Raw genomic sequence first — 20,056 nt, 5'->3', positions numbered from 1 at the left:
GGCGCTGCCGCCGCCCTGCTCCCGCTCGGCGTGGGCGCGCCGCTCCCCGGGCTCGTGGCGCTCGCCCGGCTGGCGGCCGCCCAGTGGCTGTCGGCGCGGGCGACGGCGGCCCTGGGGGTCGCGGCGCTCGCCGTGGCGGTGGCCGCGGGGCCGCCCGGGTCCGCGCCGGAGGCCGTGCTGCTCCTGAACGTCGCCGGAGTCGCGGCCTGGGCGGTGGCGACGGCGCACACCCGCGTACGCGACCGGCGTGCACTCGCCGACGTGAGCCGATTGGCCGAGCTGCTCCAGGACGCGCTGGCCCGCCCGCTGCCCGAGCGCGTGGGCCACATCGGCCTCGCCGTGCACACCCGTGCGGCCGACCCGCGGGCCCGGCTCGGCGGCGACGTCCACGACGTGGTCCTCACCCCCGACGGGCCCCGGCTCCTGCTCGCCGACGTACGGGGCCACGGCCCGGCGGCGCTGCGCGTGGCCGCCGCCGTCCTGGCCGCCTTCCGCCACACCGCCGCGGCCGAGCCCGACCCGGTGCGCCTGGCCGCCACCCTCGACGAGCGGCTCCGGCCCGAGCTGGGGCCGGAGGACTTCGTCACGCTGCTGCTCGTGGACTTCCGCCCCGGCGAGGCCCTGATCGTCAACTGCGGCCATCCGCCGCCCGTGCGCGCGGGCCGCCGCCTGCGGGTGCTCGAACCGCCCGAGCCGTCGCCGCCGCTCGGGCTGCACCCCGCGCCCCGGCCGCACCGCGTCCACCTGGCGCCGGGGGAGCGCCTGCTGCTGTACACGGACGGGCTTACCGAGGCGCGCGACGCCGGGCGGGCGCCGTTCCGCCTCGACACCGCCGAGGCGCACGCGGCCCTGGCCGCGCCGACCGCGTACGAGGCCGTGCGCGCGCTCGCGGACCTGCTCGACCGGCACACGGGTGCCGCCCCGCTCGCGGACGACGTGACGTGCCTGATCGTCCAGCCCGCCGTCCCCGTCCCCGCGCCCGCGCCGGGCACCGGCACCCGAGCGGAGGGCCGCCGCTAGCCCGGTGCCCCGGGCCCGGGCGGCGGGGGCGGCCGGAGCAGCCCCATGAACAGCAGCATCAGCTCGTCGACGATCGTGTCGAGGCTCGCGTCGACGTACCCGGCGGTCCAGTCGTACAGCAGGCCGTTGACCGCGCCGACGAAGCCGAGCGCGGCGAGGCGGTAGTCGCGGGCGCCGATCTCGCCGCGCTCGGCGGCCTCGTCCAGCGCGGCGACGAGGAGGTCGACCCAGCCCCTGCGGGCCTCCAGGCGCCGCCTCTCCAGCTCGGGGGTGACGCCGGTGACCTCCACGAAGGCGATCCGTACGAGGTGCGGGTGGGCGGTCAGGACGCGGGCGTACGCGCGGAAGGCGGTCTCGACGCGCTCGCGCACGGTGCCCCCGGCGACCTCGGCGAGGGCCTCCACGACGGCGGTCTGCGCCGCCTGCTGCACCTGCCGGTGCAGGGCGGCGAGCACGTCCTCCAGGTTGCGGAACTCCTCGTAGAACTGGCGCGTCGACAGCCCGGCGCGGGCGCACAGGGCGGCGACGGAGGCGGTCCGGTAGGCCCCGGGCCCGGCGCCGAAGAGCTCGACGCCCGCCTCCAGGAACCGCCGCCGCCGCTCGGCCCGGCGCTGCTCGGCGGGCTTGCCCCCGTACGCCCGCGCGGGCCGCCGCGGCTCCTCCGGCACCGGCTCCGGTACCTCGTCGGGTCCCACCGGCCCCACCCCTCTCCCGTGGCGGCCCGCCAACTGCTCGCCGCCGTACGGGAATTGTCCCGCGCACGGCCCTTGCGTCGCCGCCGCCCCGCTCCTACTTTCGAGTAACCAAATCTGAAGCGCTTCCGTTTCAGATCTCCGGTGCTCCATGTGTCATGCCCATGCCCTCCCCTACCGCCCTCGGCCCGCGCGAGGGCTCGCCCGAAGGGACCGGAACCGTGAACAGAGCACTCGCCCCGAGCCTCCCGAGCCTCCCTAGCCTCCCGAGGTGCCCGCACCGCCCCCGCCGCCGGCTGCGCCGCGCGGCCGCCGCCGTCGTGCCCCTCGCCCTCACCGCCACCGCGCTCACCGCCGTGACGGCTCCCGCCCGGGCCGCCGAGCGGCCGCGGTACCCCGTCGGCGGCGTCGCCGACGGGGTCGCCCACTTCTTCGCGAGCCCGAACGCCGTGGCCGGTGTGAACGACTGGGACTGCGAGCCCACCGCGGCCCACCCGAACCCGGTGGTCCTCGTCCACGGCACCGGCGTCAACCTCGGCGCGAACTGGGTCCGGATGGGCCCCACCCTCGCCAACGAGGGCCACTGCGTCTTCGCCTTCAACTACGGCATGGGCAGCCCGCTGAACTCCGGCGGCCGGGTCGGCGGACTGACCGGTGTCGCCGGTTCCGCCCGGACGATGAGCGCGTTCGTGGACAAGGTGCTCGCGCGGACGGGCGCGAAGAAGGTGAACGTCCTCGGGCACTCGCAGGGCGGCATGATGCCGAACCACTACATCAAGCGCCTCGGCGGTGCGGAGAAGGTCGACCGCCTCGTGGCGCTCGCCCCCACCAACCACGGCACCACCCTGAGCGGCCTGGTGCGCCTGGGCCGCGCGCTGGGCGTCCTCGGCCTGGTCAACGGCGCCTTCGACCATCTGAACCTCCAGGGGCTCAAGGACCAGGAAGAGGGCTCCGACTTCCAGAAGGCCCTGTTCGCGGACGGCGACACCGTGCCGGGCGTGCGCTACACCGTGATCGCCACGCGGAACGACACCGTCTCCACCCCCTACAGCCAGGGCTTCCTGAAGGGCGACCACGTCCGCAACATCGTGGTGCAGGAGCAGTGCCCGAAGGACCCGGTGGGGCACGTGGGCCTGTTCACGGACGGCCCGACCACGCAGAACGTCGTCAACGCCCTGGGCGCGGACGAGCCGGACTTCAGGCCGCGGTGCGAGGACTACGGCCTGCCGCTGTGAGGCCCGCTCACCCCGGGGTGAGACCCGCTCACTCCGGCGGGTGAGGCCCGCTCACCCCGGCGGCTCGTAGCAGTCGTAGTTCCGCTGGGCGCGGATCCTGCCGTCGCGGAAGTCGAGGAACACGGCGAGGTGCGCGCGCAGGACGTGCCCGGCGGGCAGCCCGCCCAGGGGAACGGCCAGCTCTCCGGTCCACTCCACCTCCAGGGCCACCTTCTCGCCCGCGGCGACCGCGTCGCGGATGTCGTACGTCTGGCGGCGCAGCGTGGCGCGGCCGGCCTCGGCGGCGTCCAGGATGCCGGTGAGGTCGCGGACGGCGCCCCGCGGGGAGAGCGGATTGGGCAGCTCGCGCTGGACCACGTCGGGGGTGAAGAACGCCGCAAGCTCGTCGCCGGTGGCCCCGGCGCCCACGGCCCGGAGGTACCGGACGGCGAGGTCCGTGACGCTCTCCGCGGGGGTGTCCTCGGTCGCCATGCGCCCAACTCTCCCACCTACGACGCCCGGTGGGGGAGAGGGCGCGGGTCCGGCGGCCCGGCCGACGACCACCGCGGCCGTCCCGTCCGGCGCCTTGCCATCGTCCCGGGAGCGGCGTCAGGCTGCACCGCATGCGCTACTCGATCAACATCCCGAACTTCGGCGACTTCGCCGATCCGAGGACGGTCGCGCGCGTCGCCGCGGCGGCCGAAGAGGCCGGCTGGGACGGCCTGTTCGTCTGGGACCACGTCGTCCACGACAAGGCCGCGCAGCGGGGCAAGCACTTCGGGGACCCCTGGATGCTCCTGACGGCCGCCGCGCTCGCCACGTCCCGCATCCGCCTCGGCACGCTCGTCACCCCGGTGCCGCGCCGCCGTCCGCACCAGCTCGCCCGGCAGGTCGCGACGCTGGACTCCCTGTCCGGCGGCCGGGTCGTCTTCGCGGCCGGTCTCGGCGGCCCCGTCGCGGACGAGTACGGGAGCTTCGGCGAGCCCACCGAGCCGCGGGTGCTCGCCGAGCTCCTGGACGAGGGCCTGGACCTCCTGGCCCGCTACTGGTCGGGCCGGCCCGTCACCCACCGGGGCCGCCACCACGAGGTCCACGACGTCACCCTGCTGCCCGCCACCGTGCAGCGGCCGCGCCCGCCCGTGTGGATCGGCGGCTTCTGGCCGAACCGGCCCCCGATGCGCCGGGCCGCCCGCTGGGACGGCGCGGTCCCGCTCTTCGAGTCGGCGCGGCACGGGGCCGTGCCCGACGCGGCCGAGGTCCGCGAGCTGCTGGCGTACGTACGCGAACACCGCGAGGGCGAAGGTCCCTTCGACCTCGTCGTCGGGGGCGCCACGCCCGCCGACCCCGACGCGGCCCGCGACATCGTCGCGCCTCTGCGGGACGCGGGGGCCACGTGGTGGGACGAACGCCGGCTCCAGACGGGGCCCGGCCTGGACCGCCTCGCTCCCGTCCTGCGCCGGATCGAGGCCGGGCCCCCGGCCCCGTGACCCCCGGCCCCGTGACCCCCGGCCCTGTGACCCCCGGCCCACCGCCGCCCCCGGCCCCTCACACCCCCGCCACCACCGCGGCCAGGGCCAGGGCCGAGCCCAGCGCGCACGCCACGGCCAGCAGGCCCCCGGCCAGGGTGCGGCGGCGCAGCTCGCGGTACCGGGCCTCGTACTCCGCGCGCAGCTCCTGGCAGCGGCGCGCGGTGTGCCGCCAGGTGGTGCGGGTCAGGGCCAGGTGGTCGTCGGCGTAGACGCGCTCGACCTCCTCGCGCTGGGCACGGGTCAGCCAGTCGAGGCGGTCGCCGAAGCGGGTGGCGGCCGCCCGGCTCTCCGCGCGGGCCGACTCGACGAGCAGGTGCCCCTCGATCTCCTGGATGAGCAGGTCCGTCCCGTCCGCCGGGCGGGACCGGTCGTCCCTGGCGGTCACCGCGCGGCCTCCCCCGAAGCCGGAGCCGGAGCCGGAGTCGAAGCCGGAGCCGGAGCCGGGAGCCCGGCCGGGTCCGCCGCCCGCTCCGGGCCTGCGGCGCCCGCGGTCACCTCCGGGTGGTGCAGGTCGAACGCCGGGGACTCGGAGCGTATCCGCGGCAGCGAGGCGAAGTTGTGGCGCGGCGGCGGGCAGGAGGTGGCCCACTCCAGGGACCGGCCGTAGCCCCAGGGGTCGTCGGCCTCGACCTGCTCGCCGTACTTCGCCGTCTTCCACATGTTGTAGAAGAACGGCAGCAGGGACATGCCGAGCAGGAACGAGAAGACGGTGGAAAGGGTGTTCAGGCCGGTGAAGCCCTCCGCGGCCAGATAGTCCGGGACGCGCCGCTGCATTCCCGCCGCGCCCAGCCAGTGCTGGACCAGGAACGTGCCGTGGAAGCCCACGAACAGCGTCCAGAAGGTGATTTTCCCGAGCCGTTCGTCGAGCATCTTGCCGGTGAACTTCGGCCACCAGAAGTGGAATCCGGAGAACATCGCGAAGACGACCGTGCCGAAGATGACGTAGTGGAAGTGGGCCACCACGAAATACGAGTCCGTCACCGCGAAGTCCATCGGCGGGGACGCCAGGAGCACCCCGGTCAGACCGCCGAACACGAAGGTGACGAGGAAGCCGACCGCCCAGAGCATCGGCGTCTCGAAACTCAGCGAGCCCCGCCACATCGTGCCGATCCAGTTGAAGAACTTGACCCCCGTCGGCACCGCGATGAGGAACGTCATGAAGGAGAAGAACGGCAGCAGGACGCCGCCCGTCGCGTACATGTGGTGCGCCCACACCGTTACGGAGAGACCCGCGATGGCGATGGTCGCGCCGACCAGGCCCATGTATCCGAACATCGGCTTGCGCGAGAACACCGGGATGACCTCGGAGATGATGCCGAAGAACGGCAGGGCGATGATGTAGACCTCGGGGTGGCCGAAGAACCAGAACAGGTGCTGCCACAGCAGCGCGCCCCCGTTCGCCACGTCGAAGATGTGCGCGCCGAACTTCCGGTCCGCCTCCAGGGCGAACAGCGCCGCCGCCAGGACCGGGAACGCCAGCAGCACCAGGACGCCGGTCAGGAGCACGTTCCAGGAGAAGATCGGCATGCGGAACATCGTCATGCCGGGCGCGCGCAGGCACACGATGGTCGTGATGAAGTTGACCGCGCCGAGGATCGTGCCGAAGCCGGAGAGGGCCAGGCCCATGATCCACAGATCGGCGCCGATGTTCGTCGCGCGGGCCGCGTCGGTGATCGGGGCGTACGCGGTCCAGCCGAAGTCCGCCGCCCCGCCCGGCGTGAGGAAGCCGCCCACGGCGATCAGCGAGCCGAACAGGTACAGCCAGTAGGCCAGCATGTTCAGCCGGGGGAAGGCGACGTCGGGGGCGCCGATCTGGAGCGGCATGATCCAGTTCGCGAAGCCCGCGAACAGCGGCGTGGCGAACATCAGCAGCATGATCGTGCCGTGCATCGTGAACGCCTGGTTGAACTGCTCGTTCGACATGATCTGCGTGCCGGGCCGGGCCAGCTCCGCGCGCATGAACAGCGCGAGCACACCGCCGATGCAGAAGAACGCGAACGCGGTCACCAGGTACAGCGTGCCGATCGTCTTGTGGTCCGTACTCGTCAGCCAGGCGACCCACCGGCGGGACCGCTCCGGCCGCGAGGGCTCCACGGCCTGGGGACGCCGTGCCGGTACGGGCCCGGCCGGCAGGGGATTCGGGGACGTCATGCCCCGTACGTGTCCGGGCCCCCGGCGCGGTTCACCGCTCGGCCCCGCCCGGAAGATCACACCGCGTGCCTGTGAAGATCGGGCCCATGCCGGACACCTACGGTTCATGAGCACGGACGAAGCCTTCGCGGCCGCCTACCGCGAGCACTACTGGGCGGTGAGCCGCTTCGTGGCGCGCAGACTCGCCACGGGGGAGGCGCACGAGGTCGAGGAGGTCGTGGCGGAGGTGTTCTCCACGGCCTGGCGGCGCCGCGCCGAACTGCCCGAGAACCCGCTGCCCTGGCTCTACGGCGTCGCCCGCAACCACCTGGCCAACACCGTGCGCGGCCTCGGCCGCTACCGCCGCCTGCTGCACCGCGTCGGGCACCACGAGGCGGTCCGGCACGGCCAGGTGGTGACCGGCCCCGACGCCGACCGCCCCGGCGCCTGGGTGCACGAGGCCCTCGCCCGGCTCTCCCCGGCCGACCAGGAGGTGCTGCGCCTGACGACCTGGGAGGAGCTGGGCATCGACGACCTGGCGGTCGCCCTGGGGTGCGGCCGGGGCGCGGCGGCCATGCGGCTGCACCGGGCCCGGCGGCGGCTGCGCGCGGAGATCGACACGATGCGGATGAACGTACGAGCGGGAGGCGGCACCCATGACTGACGACCTGGCCGACGACCTGGCCGAGGAGCTGGAGCTGCTGCGCGCGGCCGACCCCGTGTCCGCCACCGAGGGCCCCTGGCGCGAGCGGCCCCTGACCGCCCGCGCCGCACACGACCTGGACCGGCTCCTGCACCACAGCAGGCACCGCCGGGCCCGCCGCCGCGTCGTGCTGTGGGCGGAGGCCGCCGTGGTCGCGCTCGCGGCCGTGCTCGCGCTGGTCCTGCCCGACCTGGGCGCCACGTCCGCCACGGCGGCGCCGAACGCGCCCAGCCCGCGCGCGGCCGCCTCGGTGCCGCTCGCCGTGGTCGCCGACCGGGCGCGGGCCGCCGCGCGCGCGGGCGGGCCGGAGCTGCGCAGGGGCACGCGCGTCCGTACCTGGAGCCTCGCCATGGACTCCGGCCCGGACGCGGAGCGGCCCGTGACGCTGCCCGAGGAGCGCGAGGTGCGCTGGCGGCCCGACGGCAGCCGCACCGAGCGCGTGGAGACCGACGGCGACGTGGTGAGCGTGCGCATCCTCCCCGGGGGCCCGGCCGACGCCCCGCCGTGGGCGCGCCCGCCGGGCACCGTCGCCGCGCTGCGCGCCTACCTGACGGACCTCCACGACGGCGGCGTCACCGACCGCGTCGGCGCCCTCACCCCCGACCAGCTCCTGGACTCCCTGCCGCCGCTGCTCGACAACTGGACACTCGGCGCCCGCGAGAACGCCGCGCTCGCCGGTGTCCTCGCCCGCACCGAGGGCCTGCGGCCCGCGGGCGCGATCACCGACCGCCTCGGCCGGACCGGGCAGGCGTACGTCCACGAGTCCCGCGACGAGGCCCTGCGCCACATGCTGATCCTCGACCCGGCGACGGGGGCCGTGCTGGGCCTGGAGGTGATGTTCACCGAGGACCGGCCGCAACTCGCCGTACGGGCCGGGGACGTGATGTCGTACAGCGCGTGGCGGCGCTGAGCCCCGGCGGCGGGCGTCCGGGGGCGAGCAGCGGGCGGGTCAGCGGGCGGTGGCGCGGGCCACGGTGTCCGTGACCGCCTGCCCGATCCGCCGTATCCCCGGCGAACGCACCGGGCACGGCCGTGACTTCGGTGTCGTCGGAGCCAGGCAGAAGTGCAGGAAGTCGTCGTCCCGGTGCAGCGCGGTCCGGCCGCCGGACTCCGTGCAGTACGCGGGGTGCGCGCGCTCGTACGCGGTGCAGGGCAGCACCCGTTCCCACCGGTAGCGGTCCCCGGCCGGGCTCACGGCGCGGCCCGCGTCGGACACCAGGTCGCGGGTGCCGGCGACCTGGCGGCGGTAGATGTCGTTGACGCGCCGCACCCGGTCCGGCGTGATGGCGTCCGGCCCCTGCGACACCCACACCACGGTGGGCCGCGGAGCGCCCACGTCCCGGGCGGCGTCCTCGATCTGCGCGGTCAGCCTGCGCGCGTCGGCCGCGTACCGCGCGTAGTACGTCGCCGGCGCCTGGTCGTGCGTGACGCCCTTCATGCAGGGCGTGTAGCCCCAGGCGTTGCCCCAGAACTGCAGCACCACGAAGTCCGGCCGCGTCTTCCGTACGAGGGTCGCCGCCTTGTCCTTGTCCGGTACGAGGGAGTCCTCGCCGGTGTTTTCGAGGTAGTCGCAGAGGGTGGTGCCCGAGTAGGGGGCGCTGGTGTAGCGGGCGGCGAGCTGGTCGCGCAGGAGGTCGCCGAGGACGTCCTGGTTCTCCATGGCGAGGGAGTCGCCGAGGTAGAGCACCCGCGGGGAGGCCGCGCGCCCGCCCCGGCCGGGCGCGTCCCCGCCGGGCCGCCGGTCGCCGCCGTCCTCACGTGCGCGTGTGCGGCCCCCGGGGCCCTTCTCGCCGTCCGGCTCCCGCTCGGCGTGCTGCCGGTTGGTCTGCGAGTCGGGGCCGGCGGAGGTGTCCGAGGAGGGGGCGGGCGGGCGTGCCGCGTCCGAGCCGTCGTCCGACCCCGGGTCCCCGCAGGCCCCGAGCAGCAGCACCCCCGCGAGCACCCCACCGACCAACTGCTTCCGCATCGGGCAACTCCCGGCTCGGCGAACGGAATCGGCCCCCCAGGCAAGCACACCCGCGGGCGCGGTGGAAGTCACCCACGCGACTCCTCGGGCAGGAGGTGGCCGAGCAGCAGCTTGACGAACAGCACCGGGGCGAGCCAGGCCAGTTCGCCGGGCACATCGACCGTGACGGTGGTCACGCCGAGGGCGAGGGCCGTCGCGGAGAAGGCGACGGGCCGCCTGACCGCGCCGGGCGCGGCGGTGACGGCGACGGCGCCCGCGAGCGCCAGGGCGTAGAGGACGGCGGCCGCCACCCAGCCGAGGCCCGGAACCGCCAGGGCGAGCAGGAACGGCTGCCCGTGGGCGGCGACGAAGCCGAGGTGGTGGCGCGCCGTCCGGCCCGGGGCGTGGAAGGCCCGCTTGGCCGCGGCCGTGGCGTTGGCCGCGGCGCCGCCGAACAGGTCGAAGGCGACCAGGCCGACGAGGGCCACCGCCCAGAGGGGCGGCGCGGCCGGGGCGACCGCCGCCACGGCGAGCCCGGTCCCGGCGGCAGCGGTCCCGTACACGAGCCCCCGCTCAGCCGGGTCGGCCCCGGGCCCCACGAGCCCCCGGTCCACTGCCGCAGCCCACTGCTGAACCGAAGCCACCCCACCCACCCGCCCTTTCCCGACGACCTCACCGTGGACCCCTGCGCCCGCGTCAAGGGTGCTCCCGCACCCCGCCTGAGCCACCCCGGGACGCGCCCCTCCCCACCGGCTCGAAGGCCCGCCGCATGACGAACGCGACGAGCGTCCCACCACACTCACCCGCCCCGGCCCACCACGCGTCGGCCAACCCGTCGACGAGCACCAGCCCACGCCCATGGGCCTCGGTCGCTGCGGGCGTACGCAGACGCACGAGGGCGGGACAGCCGGGATTGCGCACCTCGACGCGCAACGCGTCACCCACGCGGTACCAGCGGACCCTCACGCGCCAGGGTCCGTCCGCCTGCCCGTGGAGGACGGCGTTGGTGACCAGTTCCGAGAGCATGAGCACGCAGTCGTCGGCGGAGCAGTTGAGGCGGTGGCCATCGAAGAACCGCCGGAACCAGCGACGAGCACACCTCACCGACTCCGGAACGGGGCACAAGACCATGCCGCCGAGCGGGTCGGGCACTCCACGGTCGTCCCAGGTGCCGTTGGTGCGCCTCATCGTCCCTCCCGGCACCGGTACGCATGCTTGCGCGCAGAGGAGGAGCGGATACGGCGGCACCTCACGGCTTGCGCCACGTGCGCCACGGCCGTGCGACGAGCTCTCGGTAGGTGTGGTGGGACGGATGCTGCCCGCAGTGCTCCATCACCCACGTCTGCGGCTCGGCGAAGTCCTCGCTCACCGGCGAGACCTCTCCGTCCACGACGCACTGCATGGCATAGGTGACCGGCTCCGCGTCGGGTTCACGGTCAGGTTCGAGCGTCCAGGTCTCGAACCGCAGGACAGCGCGTGTACTCACAGGCCCCACCGCCCGGAGACCGGGGCGCCATGGAACGCGGGCCCAGCGCCACGTCACACCGACGTGGCTCCTGGCCGGGAGGGGAACGCGAAGCGGAGCGAACAGTCTCGCGATCATTTGGGGCACGTCGTCAACCTTCAGGGCTGATGGCCACGCCCCCGGGCCGTGACAGCGGTCGCGGGGGTCTCGTACGCCCCACAGCATTCCGCCGTGCAAGGGCCCCGGTGTTGCCCAACTGTCAACAGCGGCGCACTTGTCCGGTCGGCGACGCGTGCGCTACACGCCGCACCACTGCGCGTACTTCACCAGCGGGTCGGGCGCCTTGGCCCTGGCGCGCAGCAGCGCCGCCACCGTCTCGTGCACGCCCGGGTGGTACCGGGTCTGCTGCGGAGCGACCTCCTTGGCCTTCACCAGCGACGACAGCGCATCGTCAGGGCGCGCTGTCCACGCCTCGGCGCGGGCCCGGTCCACCCAGTAGTGCCCGGCGCGTGCCGCTGGGTAGTCGTCGGGCAGGTGCACGGCTCGGGCCTTCTCCAGCGCCTTGGCGTGCTTGTCCCGGTCACTGGCGGCGGCCATGCCGTGGATCGCGCAGTTCACGGGCCCGAACACGAGGCCGTAGTCCCGCGTCTCGCCCGTCTTCCGAGCGATCTCATACGCCGCCGTGAGCCAGCCATCAGCCGCATCGGAGTCGCCCATACGCCCCGCGAGAATCGCAGCCTTCAAGTGGAGGGCACCACGCACCGCACGTGTGGCTTGCGCACCGTCGTCGTCCAGGTCCCGCAGCGCCTGCCGCACCAGTGCCACGCCCCGGTCGTGCCGAGCGGCATCCGCCAGCAACTGCGCCCGGTCCCACCGCTCGATGGCCACCTGCTGCGGGTCGCCGGAGCGTGGGGCAGCCGCCGCCATGCGGGACAGCGCGAGCCGGGCCAGGTCCAGGTAGCCGATCTGACGGCTCACGACGTACACCGTGCGCCCGATCTCCGCCTGCAACCAGCACGCGCGCTCCCGGTCATGACCGGGCTGATCGTGCAGCAGAACCCGGTGATTGATCTCCGAGATCAGGGCCGGAAGCCTCTCGGCGATCTCGATGTACTCCGCCCTGGCCCGGCGCTCCCGAAGCCGCCCCATCTCGGCCTCCAAGGTCGCAAGCGACCTCGGCTGAGGATCGTCAGCACCGGGAGGGGTGTCCCAGTCGTCGAGCGAGGAACTGATCGGAGTGACGAGCCGGTCCAACTGGTCCGACCGGAGCATGTGGATGTACGGCTGCCCATGAAGGACCGACACGCTCACGCCCAACGCCCGAGCCACGGCGGCGACAACGGCGGGGCTGGCGTACCGATCACCACTCTCGATCCTGGACAGCATGGACGCCGAGACATGAGCACGCGCCCCGAGCTCCCGAAGCGAGAGCGCGCGCAAAGCCCGTACTTCGGAAATGCGCGCCCCAATGCTGCCTGCCGAGCGGTCGGTTGGGCCGGACATACTGCCCCCCATTCTGAACCGGACACTGGGAACGGTACTCCCGTCCGGACGCAGGAGGTGGCAATCAACTCCTGTCCCGAAGGGGGCTCACAGGGTGGCGCGTGTACGGCAGCTTTGCACCAGGCGCGTAAGCGTGCGACCCCCTACGCTGCTCCCGTGAAGCGACTCATCGTGGCAGCCGGAGGCGGCGGTGACGCGGTGGCGGCAGCGATGCTCCACGCCGCCCTGTACGCGGCCGACGACGAACCGGCCCTGATCCTCACCTACTCCTGGGACCGCCTGATCGTCGACCCGGTCCCGGGGCCCCGCGCCCCGGCGGACTTCACCGCGCTCCGCCAACTCACGCCACACGTCTGGGCCGTCCCTGGCGAAGTGACCCTGGAGCCACCCCACAAGGCAACCCTCCCACGCCTCGCCGCCGAACTCCCGCACGTCTTCGCGCTCATCGATCCTTATGCCGGGGCGACGGGCATCACCCGACAACTCGACGAACTGACGACCCACTTCACCCCGCAAACCATCGACCTCCTGGATGTCGGCGGCGACATCCTGGCCCACGGCGACGAACCCACCCTCCGCAGCCCGCTGGCCGACGCCCTCACCCTCGCCGCCTGCACCCGAGCAAAGGCAGCCCCCATCATCCGCCTCCTGGTCGCAGGCCCAGGACTGGACGGTGAACTCCCCGCGGACACCCTCCGCCCCCGCCTCGGCCCTTTGATCGCGACCTTCACCCCCGACGACGTACGGTCCATCGCCACGGTCCTCGACTGGCATCCCTCCGAAGCCACAGCACTCCTCGCCGCCACAGCCCTGGGCGCCCGGGGCCTCTGCGAGGTCCGCGACGCCGGACTCCCCGTCCCCCTCACCGACGAAGGCCCCACCGTCCACCATGTAGACCTGCGAGCGGCGTTCACCGCCAATCGACTCGCCCGAGCCCTCGCCGACACGACCACCCTCGACGAGGCGGAGGAGCGCTGCCGCACGATCTGCGGCACCTCGGAGATCGACTATGAACGAGCCAAGGCGCAACGCCTGGGCCGACAACAGGCGGTGGGCCCTTCCGTTCCGCGAGACCTACCGGCTCAGATCCGGAACTTCGAGCAGGCAGCCATCGCCCGAGGAACCACCCACACAACCATCCGCAGACTCGCCGAAGCCCTGGGCCTCCCCGGCGAAGCACTCCAGCACCTGGCCCAACTCAACACCGCTCGCGCCCGCCACCACCCCGCATCCGTGTGGGAGCTGCATGGGGCCGCGGAAGCACCATGTGGTGGATAGAACGTTCGCTCCAGTCGAGAGGTAGACAGACGGGGACCGGTCGGCCGCGGACGCGAGCGGCCCGTCCCTGACGCCGATGGCTCGGCGGGCCGTACGGCACTGCAGGCCGCCATGGGGCACCCCAAGGGGAAGGGCGTCGCACGCTGGGGGGCGCGCATTACCTCGCGGGTAATCGCCACGCTCGCCCCCGCCCGGGCACTCTGACGTCACCGAAGCCCGGGTGGCGCACTCCTCCCGGGCTCCGGCCGGACCGACGCGAGTCCCACCCGACGGAAGGCGTATCCCATGCCCGCACAGCCCCAGCACGAGACCGCCGTGGCCCGTTACTTCGAGGCCTGGAACGCCACGGGTGCCGAGGACATCCGCAAGGCCGTCGAGGCGGCCTGGACGCAGGACGGGACGTATACCGACCCCCTGGCGGACGTCGCGGGCCAGGAGGCCATCGCCGCGGTGATCGCGGGCGCGCACGAGCAGTTCCCCGGGTTCGAGTTCCGCCACACCGGCGAGGTCGACGGCCACCACGGGATCGCCCGGTTCACCTGGGAGCTGGTGTCCACCGCGGACGGCTCGGCGCCCGCCGCCGGGTTCGACGTGATCGAGCTCGCGGAGGACGGGCGCATCCGCAGGGTGCACGGCTTCCTGGACCGGCTCCCCCAGGGCTGACCCCCGCGCACAGGACAGGAAAGAGCCCCGGGCCACCCACGGCCCGGGGCTCCTCCGCGCGCGGCGGCGGGTCGGTCAGGCCTCGCGCGGCGAGACCTCGCCCATCTCGCCCCAGCCGTCCATGCCCGGGATCTCCGTGCTGACGATCTCGGGCGTGCTCGCGATGGCGTACGACATGGTCTCCATCGCGGCCTTGAAGTGCGCGGACTCCACGTGCTCACGCCCCGCCCCGCCGTCGCGGAACGCCTCCACCAGGACGAACTGGTGGGGGTTGTCGACGCTGCGCGACCACTCGAAGAAGATGTTGCCGGGCTCCTCGCGGGTGGCACGCGTGAAGTCGTCCACGAGGTCGAGCCAGTCGGCGCTGCGCTCGGGGCGGACGGTGAATTTCACGGTGATGAAGATCATGGGGTTTCCTCGTGACGGCGTAACTGTCTGAGCTGCGGCTTCGCGGCTTTTCTCAGCTTTTGATGCCCTACGAACGTACCCCGGTGGATCCCCTCACCGCGCGCGGGGCGGCCCTGGCGCGGCTACCGCGCGACGAACTGCGTCAGGATCGCCTGCACCTCGTAGATGTCGACGCCCTTGGTGAAGGTCTTCTCGATCGGCACCGGGTTGCTGGATATCCAGATCTTGAGCTCGGCGTCGAGGTCGAAGTGGCCCGCGGTCTCCACCGAGAAGTGCGTGATGCTCCGGTACGGCACCGAGTGGTACTCGACCTTCTTGCCCGTCATCCCCTGCTTGTCGACGAAGATCATGCGCCGGTCGGTGAGCAGGATCGTGTCGCGTATCAGCCGGTACGCGGCGTACACCTGCTCGCCGTGGCCCATGAGCCGCGCGTACTCCTGCTGCGCCGAGGCCGGGTCGACGGTGTGGGCGTTTCCGAACAGCGCCATGAGTGGTCCCCTCGTTGGGCGTCGCGGTCGCGGGGCGCCGGCCGAGGCGCCCCGGACTCACACCGTACGGGACCGCGCGGACGCGCCGCGAAGCCCGGGTTCAGGCCCGCTGGCGGGCCCGGCGGGCCGGGCGCGGGCTCTCGGCGGGGGTGGCCAGATGGCCCTCGACCAGCCGGTTCAGGGCCCGCAGCAGGGCGGCGCGGTCCGTCTTGGAGAGCGAGCCGAGGGCCTGCTCGTGCACCCGGTCGACGATCTCCTGGCTGCGGGCCGCGACCTTCGCGCCCTCGTCGGTGACGGCGATGACGCGGGCCCTGCGGTCCACGCGCGACGGACGGCGCTCGGCGAGCCCGGCCGCCTCCAGCGCGTCCACGGTCACCACCATCGTCGTCTTGTCCATGTCGCCGATCTCGGCGAGCTGCGCCTGGGTGCGCTCCTCCTCCAGGGCGTGCACGAGGACGCAGTGCATGCGCGCCGTCAGGCCGATCTCGGCGAGCGCCGCCGCCATCTGCGTACGCAGGACATGGCTGGTGTGGTCGAGCAGGAAGGACAGGTCCGGTTCGGTGCGGGCGGGTGCCATGGCGGTCATGCGGCCAGCGTAGCCGAGACGGCGCCGGTGCGCCCGAGATAGATAGTCTGCAACGAAACTATCTGCTACGGTCCATCGCATCGGTTCCACGTGCCGGTGCCGCGTGCCGGTTCCACGTGCCGGTGCCGCGTGCCGGTGCCGCGCGCCGGTGCCGCGTGCCGGTGCCGCGTGCCGGTTCCTCAGGTCGGATCCGCGCATCCGTTCCGCACGCCGGTTCCGCGCATCGGTTCCACATATCCGTTCCGCGCGTCGATCGAGCCGTGTTCGTACGGCCAGCCCCTCCCCCCCCGGACAGGAGAAACCCATGACCGCCACCGCACCGTCCGCCCCCGCCCACCCTGTGGCGGAGGACCCGCCCGAGGCCGCGGAAGTCCGACGGACCGCCGGGGTACCGGAGGCCCGGGGAGCCCGCTCCCGGCGCCTCTCCCTCGGAGTCATCGCCACCGGGATGCTGATGATCATCCTGGACGGCAGCATCGTGACCGTCGCCATGCCCGCCATGCAGCGAGACCTCGACTTCACGCCGGCGGGCCTGAGTTGGGTGGTGAACGCCTACCTCATCGCCTTCGGCAGCCTGCTGCTGCTCGCCGGGCGGCTCGGGGACCTCGTCGGACGGAAGCGGATGTTCCTCGCGGGCATCGGGGTGTTCACGCTCGCCTCGGTCCTCGCGGGCGCGGCCACCGGGCCCGCGACGCTCATCGCCGCCCGCTTCCTCCAGGGCGTCGGCGGAGCCATGAGCTCGGCGGTCAGCCTGGGCATCCTCGTCACCCTCTTCACCGAGCCGCGTGAACGGGCGCGGGCCATCGCGGTGTTCAGCTTCACCGGGGCCGCCGGTGCCTCGCTGGGGCAGGTGCTCGGCGGGGTCCTCACCGACGCCCTGAACTGGCACTGGATCTTCTTCATCAACCTGCCCATCGGCCTGGCCGTGCTGTTCCTCGCGCTGCCCGCGCTGCCCGCCGACCGGGGGCTCGGGCTGGGTGCCGGGGCCGACGTCGCCGGGGCGGTGCTGGTGACGGCGGGGCTGATGACCGGCATCTACAGCGTGGTGAAGGTCGAGCAGTACGGCTGGACGTCGGGGCACACGCTCGGCTTCGGCGCGCTGGCGGTGGCGCTGCTCGGCGCCTTCGTGGCCCGGCAGGCGACGGCGCGGACGCCGCTGCTCCCGCTGCGGATGTTCCGCTCGCGGGCGGTGACCGGGGCGAACGTCGTCCAACTCCTGATGGTGGCCGCGCTGTTCTCCTTCCAGGTGCTCGTCGCCCTCTACCTGCAGAACGTGCTCGGGTACGGGGCTGCCGCGACCGGGCTCGCCATGCTGCCCGCGGCGGCGGTGATCGGCGCGGTGTCCCTCGGCGTCTCGGCCCGGCTCAACGCGCGCTTCGGTGAGCGCGCCGTGCTGCTGGCGGGGCTGGTGCTGCTGCTCGGGGTGCTGGGGCTGCTGACGCGGGTGCCGGTGCGGGCGAACTACTGGGTCGACCTGCTGCCGGTCATGCTGCTCGCGGCGGGGTTCGGTCTGGCGCTGCCCGCGCTGACGTCGCTGGCGATGTCCGGGGCGCGGGAGGACGACGCGGGGCTCGCGTCGGGGCTGTTCAACACCACGCAGCAGATCGGTATGGCCCTCGGGGTCGCGGTCCTGTCGACCCTGGCCGCCTCCCGCACCGAGTCCCTGACCGCGACCGGCACCCCCCGCCCCGAGGCCCTCACCTCGGGCTACCACCTGGCCTTCGCGACCGGCACGGGCCTGCTGGCGGCGGCCCTTGCGGTGGCAGCCACGGTGCTGCGCCGCCCGGCTGCGGCCCGCTGACCGGGGGCGACGACGGCGGGAAAGCGCTCCGCGCCGGGGCCGGGCGGGCGCAGCCGGGGAGCTACGGGTGGGCGGGTGGGAGAAATCCGCCGCGGAGCGGCGGTGTCAGCCCCTGCGCAAGGCGCCCCGCCAGGCAAAAGCCCCCGCCAAGGCCACAGCCACCAGATGCTCGCGCCCCGCGAGGTTCGGCTTCAGGAAGGACCCCACCACCGTGGGCACCACCAGCGCCAGGCACAGCACGGGCGCCCGCAACCGCACCGCCAGGTACGTGAACAGCCCCACCACGGCCGCCGAGGCCCCCGTGTCCACGGAGTGGGCGTACGACGCCGGGACCCCGGCCCAGTGGCCGGGCCCGATGGCCACCATGACCCGGGCCCCGAGCGTGCCCGCGAGCGTGGCCGCGTACGCCACCAGGAGCGTACGGCGCCACCCGAGGAGGAGCTGGCCGAGGCCGAAGGCCAGGACGAGGCGGGGGATGCCGCCCCACGGGGGCTGGTCGCGGGTGGGGATGAACACCGACAGGGGCGTGCGCAGCAGGGACTGCCACAGCGGCTGGTCGGCGCGGACCTCGCCGAGCAGGCGGACGACGCGGTCGGCGTCGGGGATCTGCTCCAGGCCGTGCAGGACGACCATGGCGACGGTGCCGAACAGCGCGAGGCCGATGCCCCCGGCGCCCCGGGCGCGCAGCTCCCGCCAGGCGGCGAGCCACACGTTCCGCCACTCCTGGCGGAGCACGGCCCGCACCCGGGGCAGCGGGCGTCTTCGCCCGTCCGTGCGCGTGTGCTCCTCGGTCCGCCGCGGCATCGGCCGTCCGCCCTCTCTCCCACCGCGTCGCGCCGCGACCAGCACTTCGCACCCGCCTGTCGTCCGGGCGCCCGCCCGGACGCCCCCGGACATGGTCGCCCACGGGGACGCCGCGTATCCATCCGACGCACGCGCCGGGCAGGGGAGGGCGGGGGCACGCCCACCACAAAGGGGCGTCACTCCTTGAGCACGCGGACCGTCCGCAGCTCGGGGTCGGCGGTGTCCGGGATGTACATGCCCGCCTCGTAGCCGGTGCGCAGGTACTCCAGGACCGGCTCGGTCAGGCGCTCGCCGGGCAGCGCCGCGGGGATGCCCGGCGGGTACGGCGTGACCATCTCGGCGGCCACCCGCCCCGCCGCCCGGGCCAGCGGCACCGACTCGACCTCGCCGAAGTACGCGTCCCGCGGCAGGCACACCTGCTCCATCCGCAGCTCGGCCGGGGAGGGCACGGCCACGCGCGGCGGGTCGGCCAGGTCGGCCCGGTGCGCGACCAGGTCCCGCAGGCCCTCCAGGAGCGGCTCGACGGTCTCGCGCGAGTCGGCGTGGGTGAGCTGCGCGCCGATCCGGCGGTGGTCGCTGAGGTGCATGTCGAGCCCGTGGTGCTCGCGCAGCCAGTCTGCGGCGCGGTAGCCGGTCGTCCCGAGGTCGGAGAGGTCGATGACGGTGGGCAGCGGGTCGAGGTCGGCGGCGAGGCCGTCGCCGGTGAAGTCGGCGCGGTCGTTGACGTGCAGGCCCGGGATGCGCTCGATCTCCTCCCGCGCCTCGGCGGCGAGCCGCAGCGCGCCGGACATCAGCTCGTGGCCGCGCAGCACCATCTGGCGGCGCCAGGCGTCGAGCCCCGCGTAGATGAGGACGGAGGGGCTGGTGGTGCCGAGGAGGTCGGAGCGGGAGGAGAGCTCGGCGGCGTCGATGCGGTCGCCCTGGAGGTGGAAGACCGAGCCCTGCTCCAGGCCGCTGCCCATCTTGTGGATGCTGGTCACGCAGAGGTCGGCGCCCGCGTCCATCGCCCACGACGGCAGGTCCTCGTGGAAGGGCAGGTGCGCGCCCCACGCCTCGTCGACCACCAGCGGCACCCCGCGCGCGTGGCACACGTCGGCGAGCGCCTTCAGGTCCGCGCAGCTCCCGTACGGGGTGGGGCTGGTGACGAGCGCGCCGCGCGCGTCGGGGTGGCGCTCGAAGGCCTCCGCGTACGCGGCCGGGGACGGCGGGTGCGCGAGCGACCGCTTCGCGTCCCACTGCGGCTCCACCCACACCGGGTCGATGCCGCACAGGATCAGCCCCGCGACCACGGACTTGTGGGCGTCCCTGCCGACGAGGAGGCGGTCGCCGGGGTGGGCCACGGTCAGCATGGCCGCCTTGACCGACAGGGAGCTGCCGCAGGTGGTGAAGAAGGTGTGGTCGGCGTGGACGGCGTCGGCCATGAGGCGCTCGGCCCGGCGCAGGACCTGGCCGGTCGCGCGCCGGTCGTCAAGCCCGTTGACGGCGAGCACGTCGGAGCGGAACACCGCGTCCCCGAGGACGCGGCGCGCCTGCGGGTCGGCCCCGCGGGCCTGCTTGTGCCCGGGCGGCGTGTAGGCGAGCCGGCCGCGGGCGTGGTAGGCGTCGAGGGCTTCCAGTACGGGTGCTGTGGTGTGATCGATGGGCTCCATGCCGGTACGGGTACCTCGCCGCGGCGGGGGTGAAGCACGGCGCGTGCCCGCGACCGGGTGGGGCGCGCCCGGACCGGCGCGCGCGAGGGCCCCCGACGGGCCCCGGCACACGGTCCTGCCGAGGCCACGCCCCTCGCCGGGCACGGGGCCCTGCCGGGGCTCGCGGGCCTGCCTGGGC

The 20,056-nt window shown here is 74.1% G+C and carries 22 protein-coding genes; 8 read left to right on the top strand and 14 right to left on the bottom strand.

All coding sequences use genetic code 11. The features are described 5' to 3' along the window. Positions 1-1,020: PP2C family protein-serine/threonine phosphatase (locus IE330_RS32300; protein ID WP_190139722.1), on the top strand; the 1,020-nt coding region annotated here is incomplete at its 5' end. Here IE330_RS32300 and IE330_RS32295 read toward each other — a convergent pair. After that, entirely contained in the window at positions 1,017-1,715 is a 699-nt protein-coding gene (locus IE330_RS32295; RefSeq protein WP_229926080.1) for a TetR/AcrR family transcriptional regulator, read from the bottom strand. The genes IE330_RS32300 and IE330_RS32295 overlap by 4 nt on opposite strands. Positions 1,716-1,933: 218 nt before the next feature. Between IE330_RS32295 and IE330_RS32290 the strand changes: the two genes are divergently transcribed. After that, the gene (locus IE330_RS32290; RefSeq protein ID WP_229926079.1) at positions 1,934-2,947 is read left to right on the top strand and encodes an esterase/lipase family protein; all 1,014 of its coding nucleotides are present in this window, start codon (positions 1,934-1,936) and stop codon (positions 2,945-2,947) included. A gap of 51 nt (positions 2,948-2,998) precedes the next feature. Here the strand turns inward: IE330_RS32290 and IE330_RS32285 are convergent, their stop codons facing one another. Continuing rightward, positions 2,999-3,418 carry a nuclear transport factor 2 family protein gene (locus tag IE330_RS32285; RefSeq protein ID WP_190139721.1) on the bottom strand — a complete coding sequence of 140 codons (420 nt, stop codon included), beginning with the start codon at positions 3,416-3,418 and terminating at the stop codon, positions 2,999-3,001. Positions 3,419-3,549: 131 nt separating this feature from the next. Here IE330_RS32285 and IE330_RS32280 point away from each other — a divergent pair, with 131 nt between their 5' ends. Further along, complete coding sequence (locus IE330_RS32280; protein ID WP_190139720.1) at positions 3,550-4,413, top strand: LLM class flavin-dependent oxidoreductase; 864 nt, start codon at positions 3,550-3,552, stop codon at positions 4,411-4,413. Positions 4,414-4,471: 58 nt separating this feature from the next. On the opposite strand, the gene IE330_RS32275 is transcribed toward IE330_RS32280, so the two are convergent. Together IE330_RS32275 and ctaD are read right to left on the bottom strand one after the other, a co-directional pair. Next, a complete protein-coding gene (locus tag IE330_RS32275; protein WP_190139719.1) occupies positions 4,472-4,840 on the bottom strand; it encodes a hypothetical protein in 369 nt (122 codons plus the stop codon). Continuing rightward, positions 4,837-6,549 (bottom strand): aa3-type cytochrome oxidase subunit I, encoded by a 1,713-nt coding sequence (gene ctaD / locus IE330_RS32270; protein WP_373314782.1) that lies wholly within the window; start codon positions 6,547-6,549, stop codon positions 4,837-4,839. Before ctaD ends, IE330_RS32275 begins: the two co-directional genes overlap by 4 nt. Before the next feature lie 163 nt (positions 6,550-6,712). On the opposite strand from ctaD, the gene IE330_RS32265 reads away from it, so the two are divergent. Together IE330_RS32265 and IE330_RS32260 are read left to right on the top strand one after the other, a co-directional pair. Further along, entirely contained in the window at positions 6,713-7,249 is a 537-nt protein-coding gene (locus IE330_RS32265) for an RNA polymerase sigma factor (RefSeq protein WP_190139718.1), read from the top strand. Then, positions 7,242-8,198, top strand: coding sequence for a CU044_5270 family protein (locus IE330_RS32260; protein ID WP_308439062.1), 957 nt, complete (start codon positions 7,242-7,244; stop codon positions 8,196-8,198). The genes IE330_RS32265 and IE330_RS32260 overlap by 8 nt, the downstream gene beginning before the upstream one ends. 39 nt (positions 8,199-8,237) lie before the next feature. Here the strand turns inward: IE330_RS32260 and IE330_RS32255 are convergent, their stop codons facing one another. The 5 genes from IE330_RS32255 to IE330_RS32235 all read right to left on the bottom strand — a co-directional run bounded on the left by IE330_RS32255 (position 8,238) and on the right by IE330_RS32235 (position 12,201). Further along, positions 8,238-9,254: an SGNH/GDSL hydrolase family protein gene (locus IE330_RS32255; RefSeq protein ID WP_190139717.1), complete on the bottom strand. Its 1,017-nt coding sequence runs from the start codon at positions 9,252-9,254 to the stop codon at positions 8,238-8,240. Positions 9,255-9,322: 68 nt separating this feature from the next. Continuing rightward, positions 9,323-9,877, bottom strand: coding sequence for a hypothetical protein (locus IE330_RS32250; protein WP_229926077.1), 555 nt, complete (start codon positions 9,875-9,877; stop codon positions 9,323-9,325). Positions 9,878-9,929: 52 nt separating this feature from the next. Continuing rightward, entirely contained in the window at positions 9,930-10,421 is a 492-nt protein-coding gene (locus IE330_RS32245; RefSeq protein ID WP_229926076.1) for an ATP-binding protein, read from the bottom strand. A 61-nt stretch (positions 10,422-10,482) separates the two neighbouring features. After that, on the bottom strand, positions 10,483-10,728 hold the full coding sequence (locus tag IE330_RS32240) for a DUF7848 domain-containing protein (protein WP_190139716.1): 246 nt from the start codon (positions 10,726-10,728) through the stop codon (positions 10,483-10,485). Between the two features lie 267 nt (positions 10,729-10,995). Next, the gene (locus tag IE330_RS32235; RefSeq protein ID WP_229926075.1) at positions 10,996-12,201 is read right to left on the bottom strand and encodes a helix-turn-helix domain-containing protein; all 1,206 of its coding nucleotides are present in this window, start codon (positions 12,199-12,201) and stop codon (positions 10,996-10,998) included. A 156-nt stretch (positions 12,202-12,357) separates the two neighbouring features. Between IE330_RS32235 and IE330_RS32230 the strand changes: the two genes are divergently transcribed. Continuing rightward, positions 12,358-13,479, top strand: a complete 1,122-nt coding sequence (locus IE330_RS32230; RefSeq protein ID WP_229926074.1) for a DUF1152 domain-containing protein — start codon at positions 12,358-12,360, stop codon at positions 13,477-13,479. Between the two features lie 285 nt (positions 13,480-13,764). After that, positions 13,765-14,142 (top strand): nuclear transport factor 2 family protein, encoded by a 378-nt coding sequence (locus tag IE330_RS32225; protein WP_190139713.1) that lies wholly within the window; start codon positions 13,765-13,767, stop codon positions 14,140-14,142. A gap of 75 nt (positions 14,143-14,217) precedes the next feature. Here the strand turns inward: IE330_RS32225 and IE330_RS32220 are convergent, their stop codons facing one another. From IE330_RS32220 to IE330_RS32210, 3 genes are all read right to left on the bottom strand, one after another. After that, entirely contained in the window at positions 14,218-14,550 is a 333-nt protein-coding gene (locus IE330_RS32220) for a putative quinol monooxygenase (RefSeq protein ID WP_190139712.1), read from the bottom strand. A gap of 122 nt (positions 14,551-14,672) precedes the next feature. Continuing rightward, positions 14,673-15,038: a PH domain-containing protein gene (locus IE330_RS32215; RefSeq protein ID WP_189731390.1), complete on the bottom strand. Its 366-nt coding sequence runs from the start codon at positions 15,036-15,038 to the stop codon at positions 14,673-14,675. Positions 15,039-15,138: 100 nt separating this feature from the next. After that, the gene (locus IE330_RS32210; RefSeq protein WP_190139711.1) at positions 15,139-15,624 is read right to left on the bottom strand and encodes a MarR family winged helix-turn-helix transcriptional regulator; all 486 of its coding nucleotides are present in this window, start codon (positions 15,622-15,624) and stop codon (positions 15,139-15,141) included. 304 nt (positions 15,625-15,928) lie between these two features. Between IE330_RS32210 and IE330_RS32205 the strand changes: the two genes are divergently transcribed. Then, positions 15,929-17,425, top strand: coding sequence for an MFS transporter (locus IE330_RS32205; RefSeq protein ID WP_190139710.1), 1,497 nt, complete (start codon positions 15,929-15,931; stop codon positions 17,423-17,425). Positions 17,426-17,530: 105 nt separating this feature from the next. Here the strand turns inward: IE330_RS32205 and IE330_RS32200 are convergent, their stop codons facing one another. After that, on the bottom strand, positions 17,531-18,229 hold the full coding sequence (locus IE330_RS32200) for a hypothetical protein (RefSeq protein WP_190139709.1): 699 nt from the start codon (positions 18,227-18,229) through the stop codon (positions 17,531-17,533). A gap of 176 nt (positions 18,230-18,405) precedes the next feature. Next, on the bottom strand, positions 18,406-19,878 hold the full coding sequence (locus IE330_RS39930) for an aminotransferase class I/II-fold pyridoxal phosphate-dependent enzyme (protein ID WP_190139708.1): 1,473 nt from the start codon (positions 19,876-19,878) through the stop codon (positions 18,406-18,408). Positions 19,879-20,056 lie beyond the last annotated feature (178 nt).

This window comes from Streptomyces longispororuber, from assembly GCF_014656095.1.
Lineage (GTDB): Bacteria > Actinomycetota > Actinomycetes > Streptomycetales > Streptomycetaceae > Streptomyces > Streptomyces longispororuber.
Note: the sequence above shows the minus strand (reverse complement) of the source record. Positions and strands in the feature narration are given on the sequence as shown.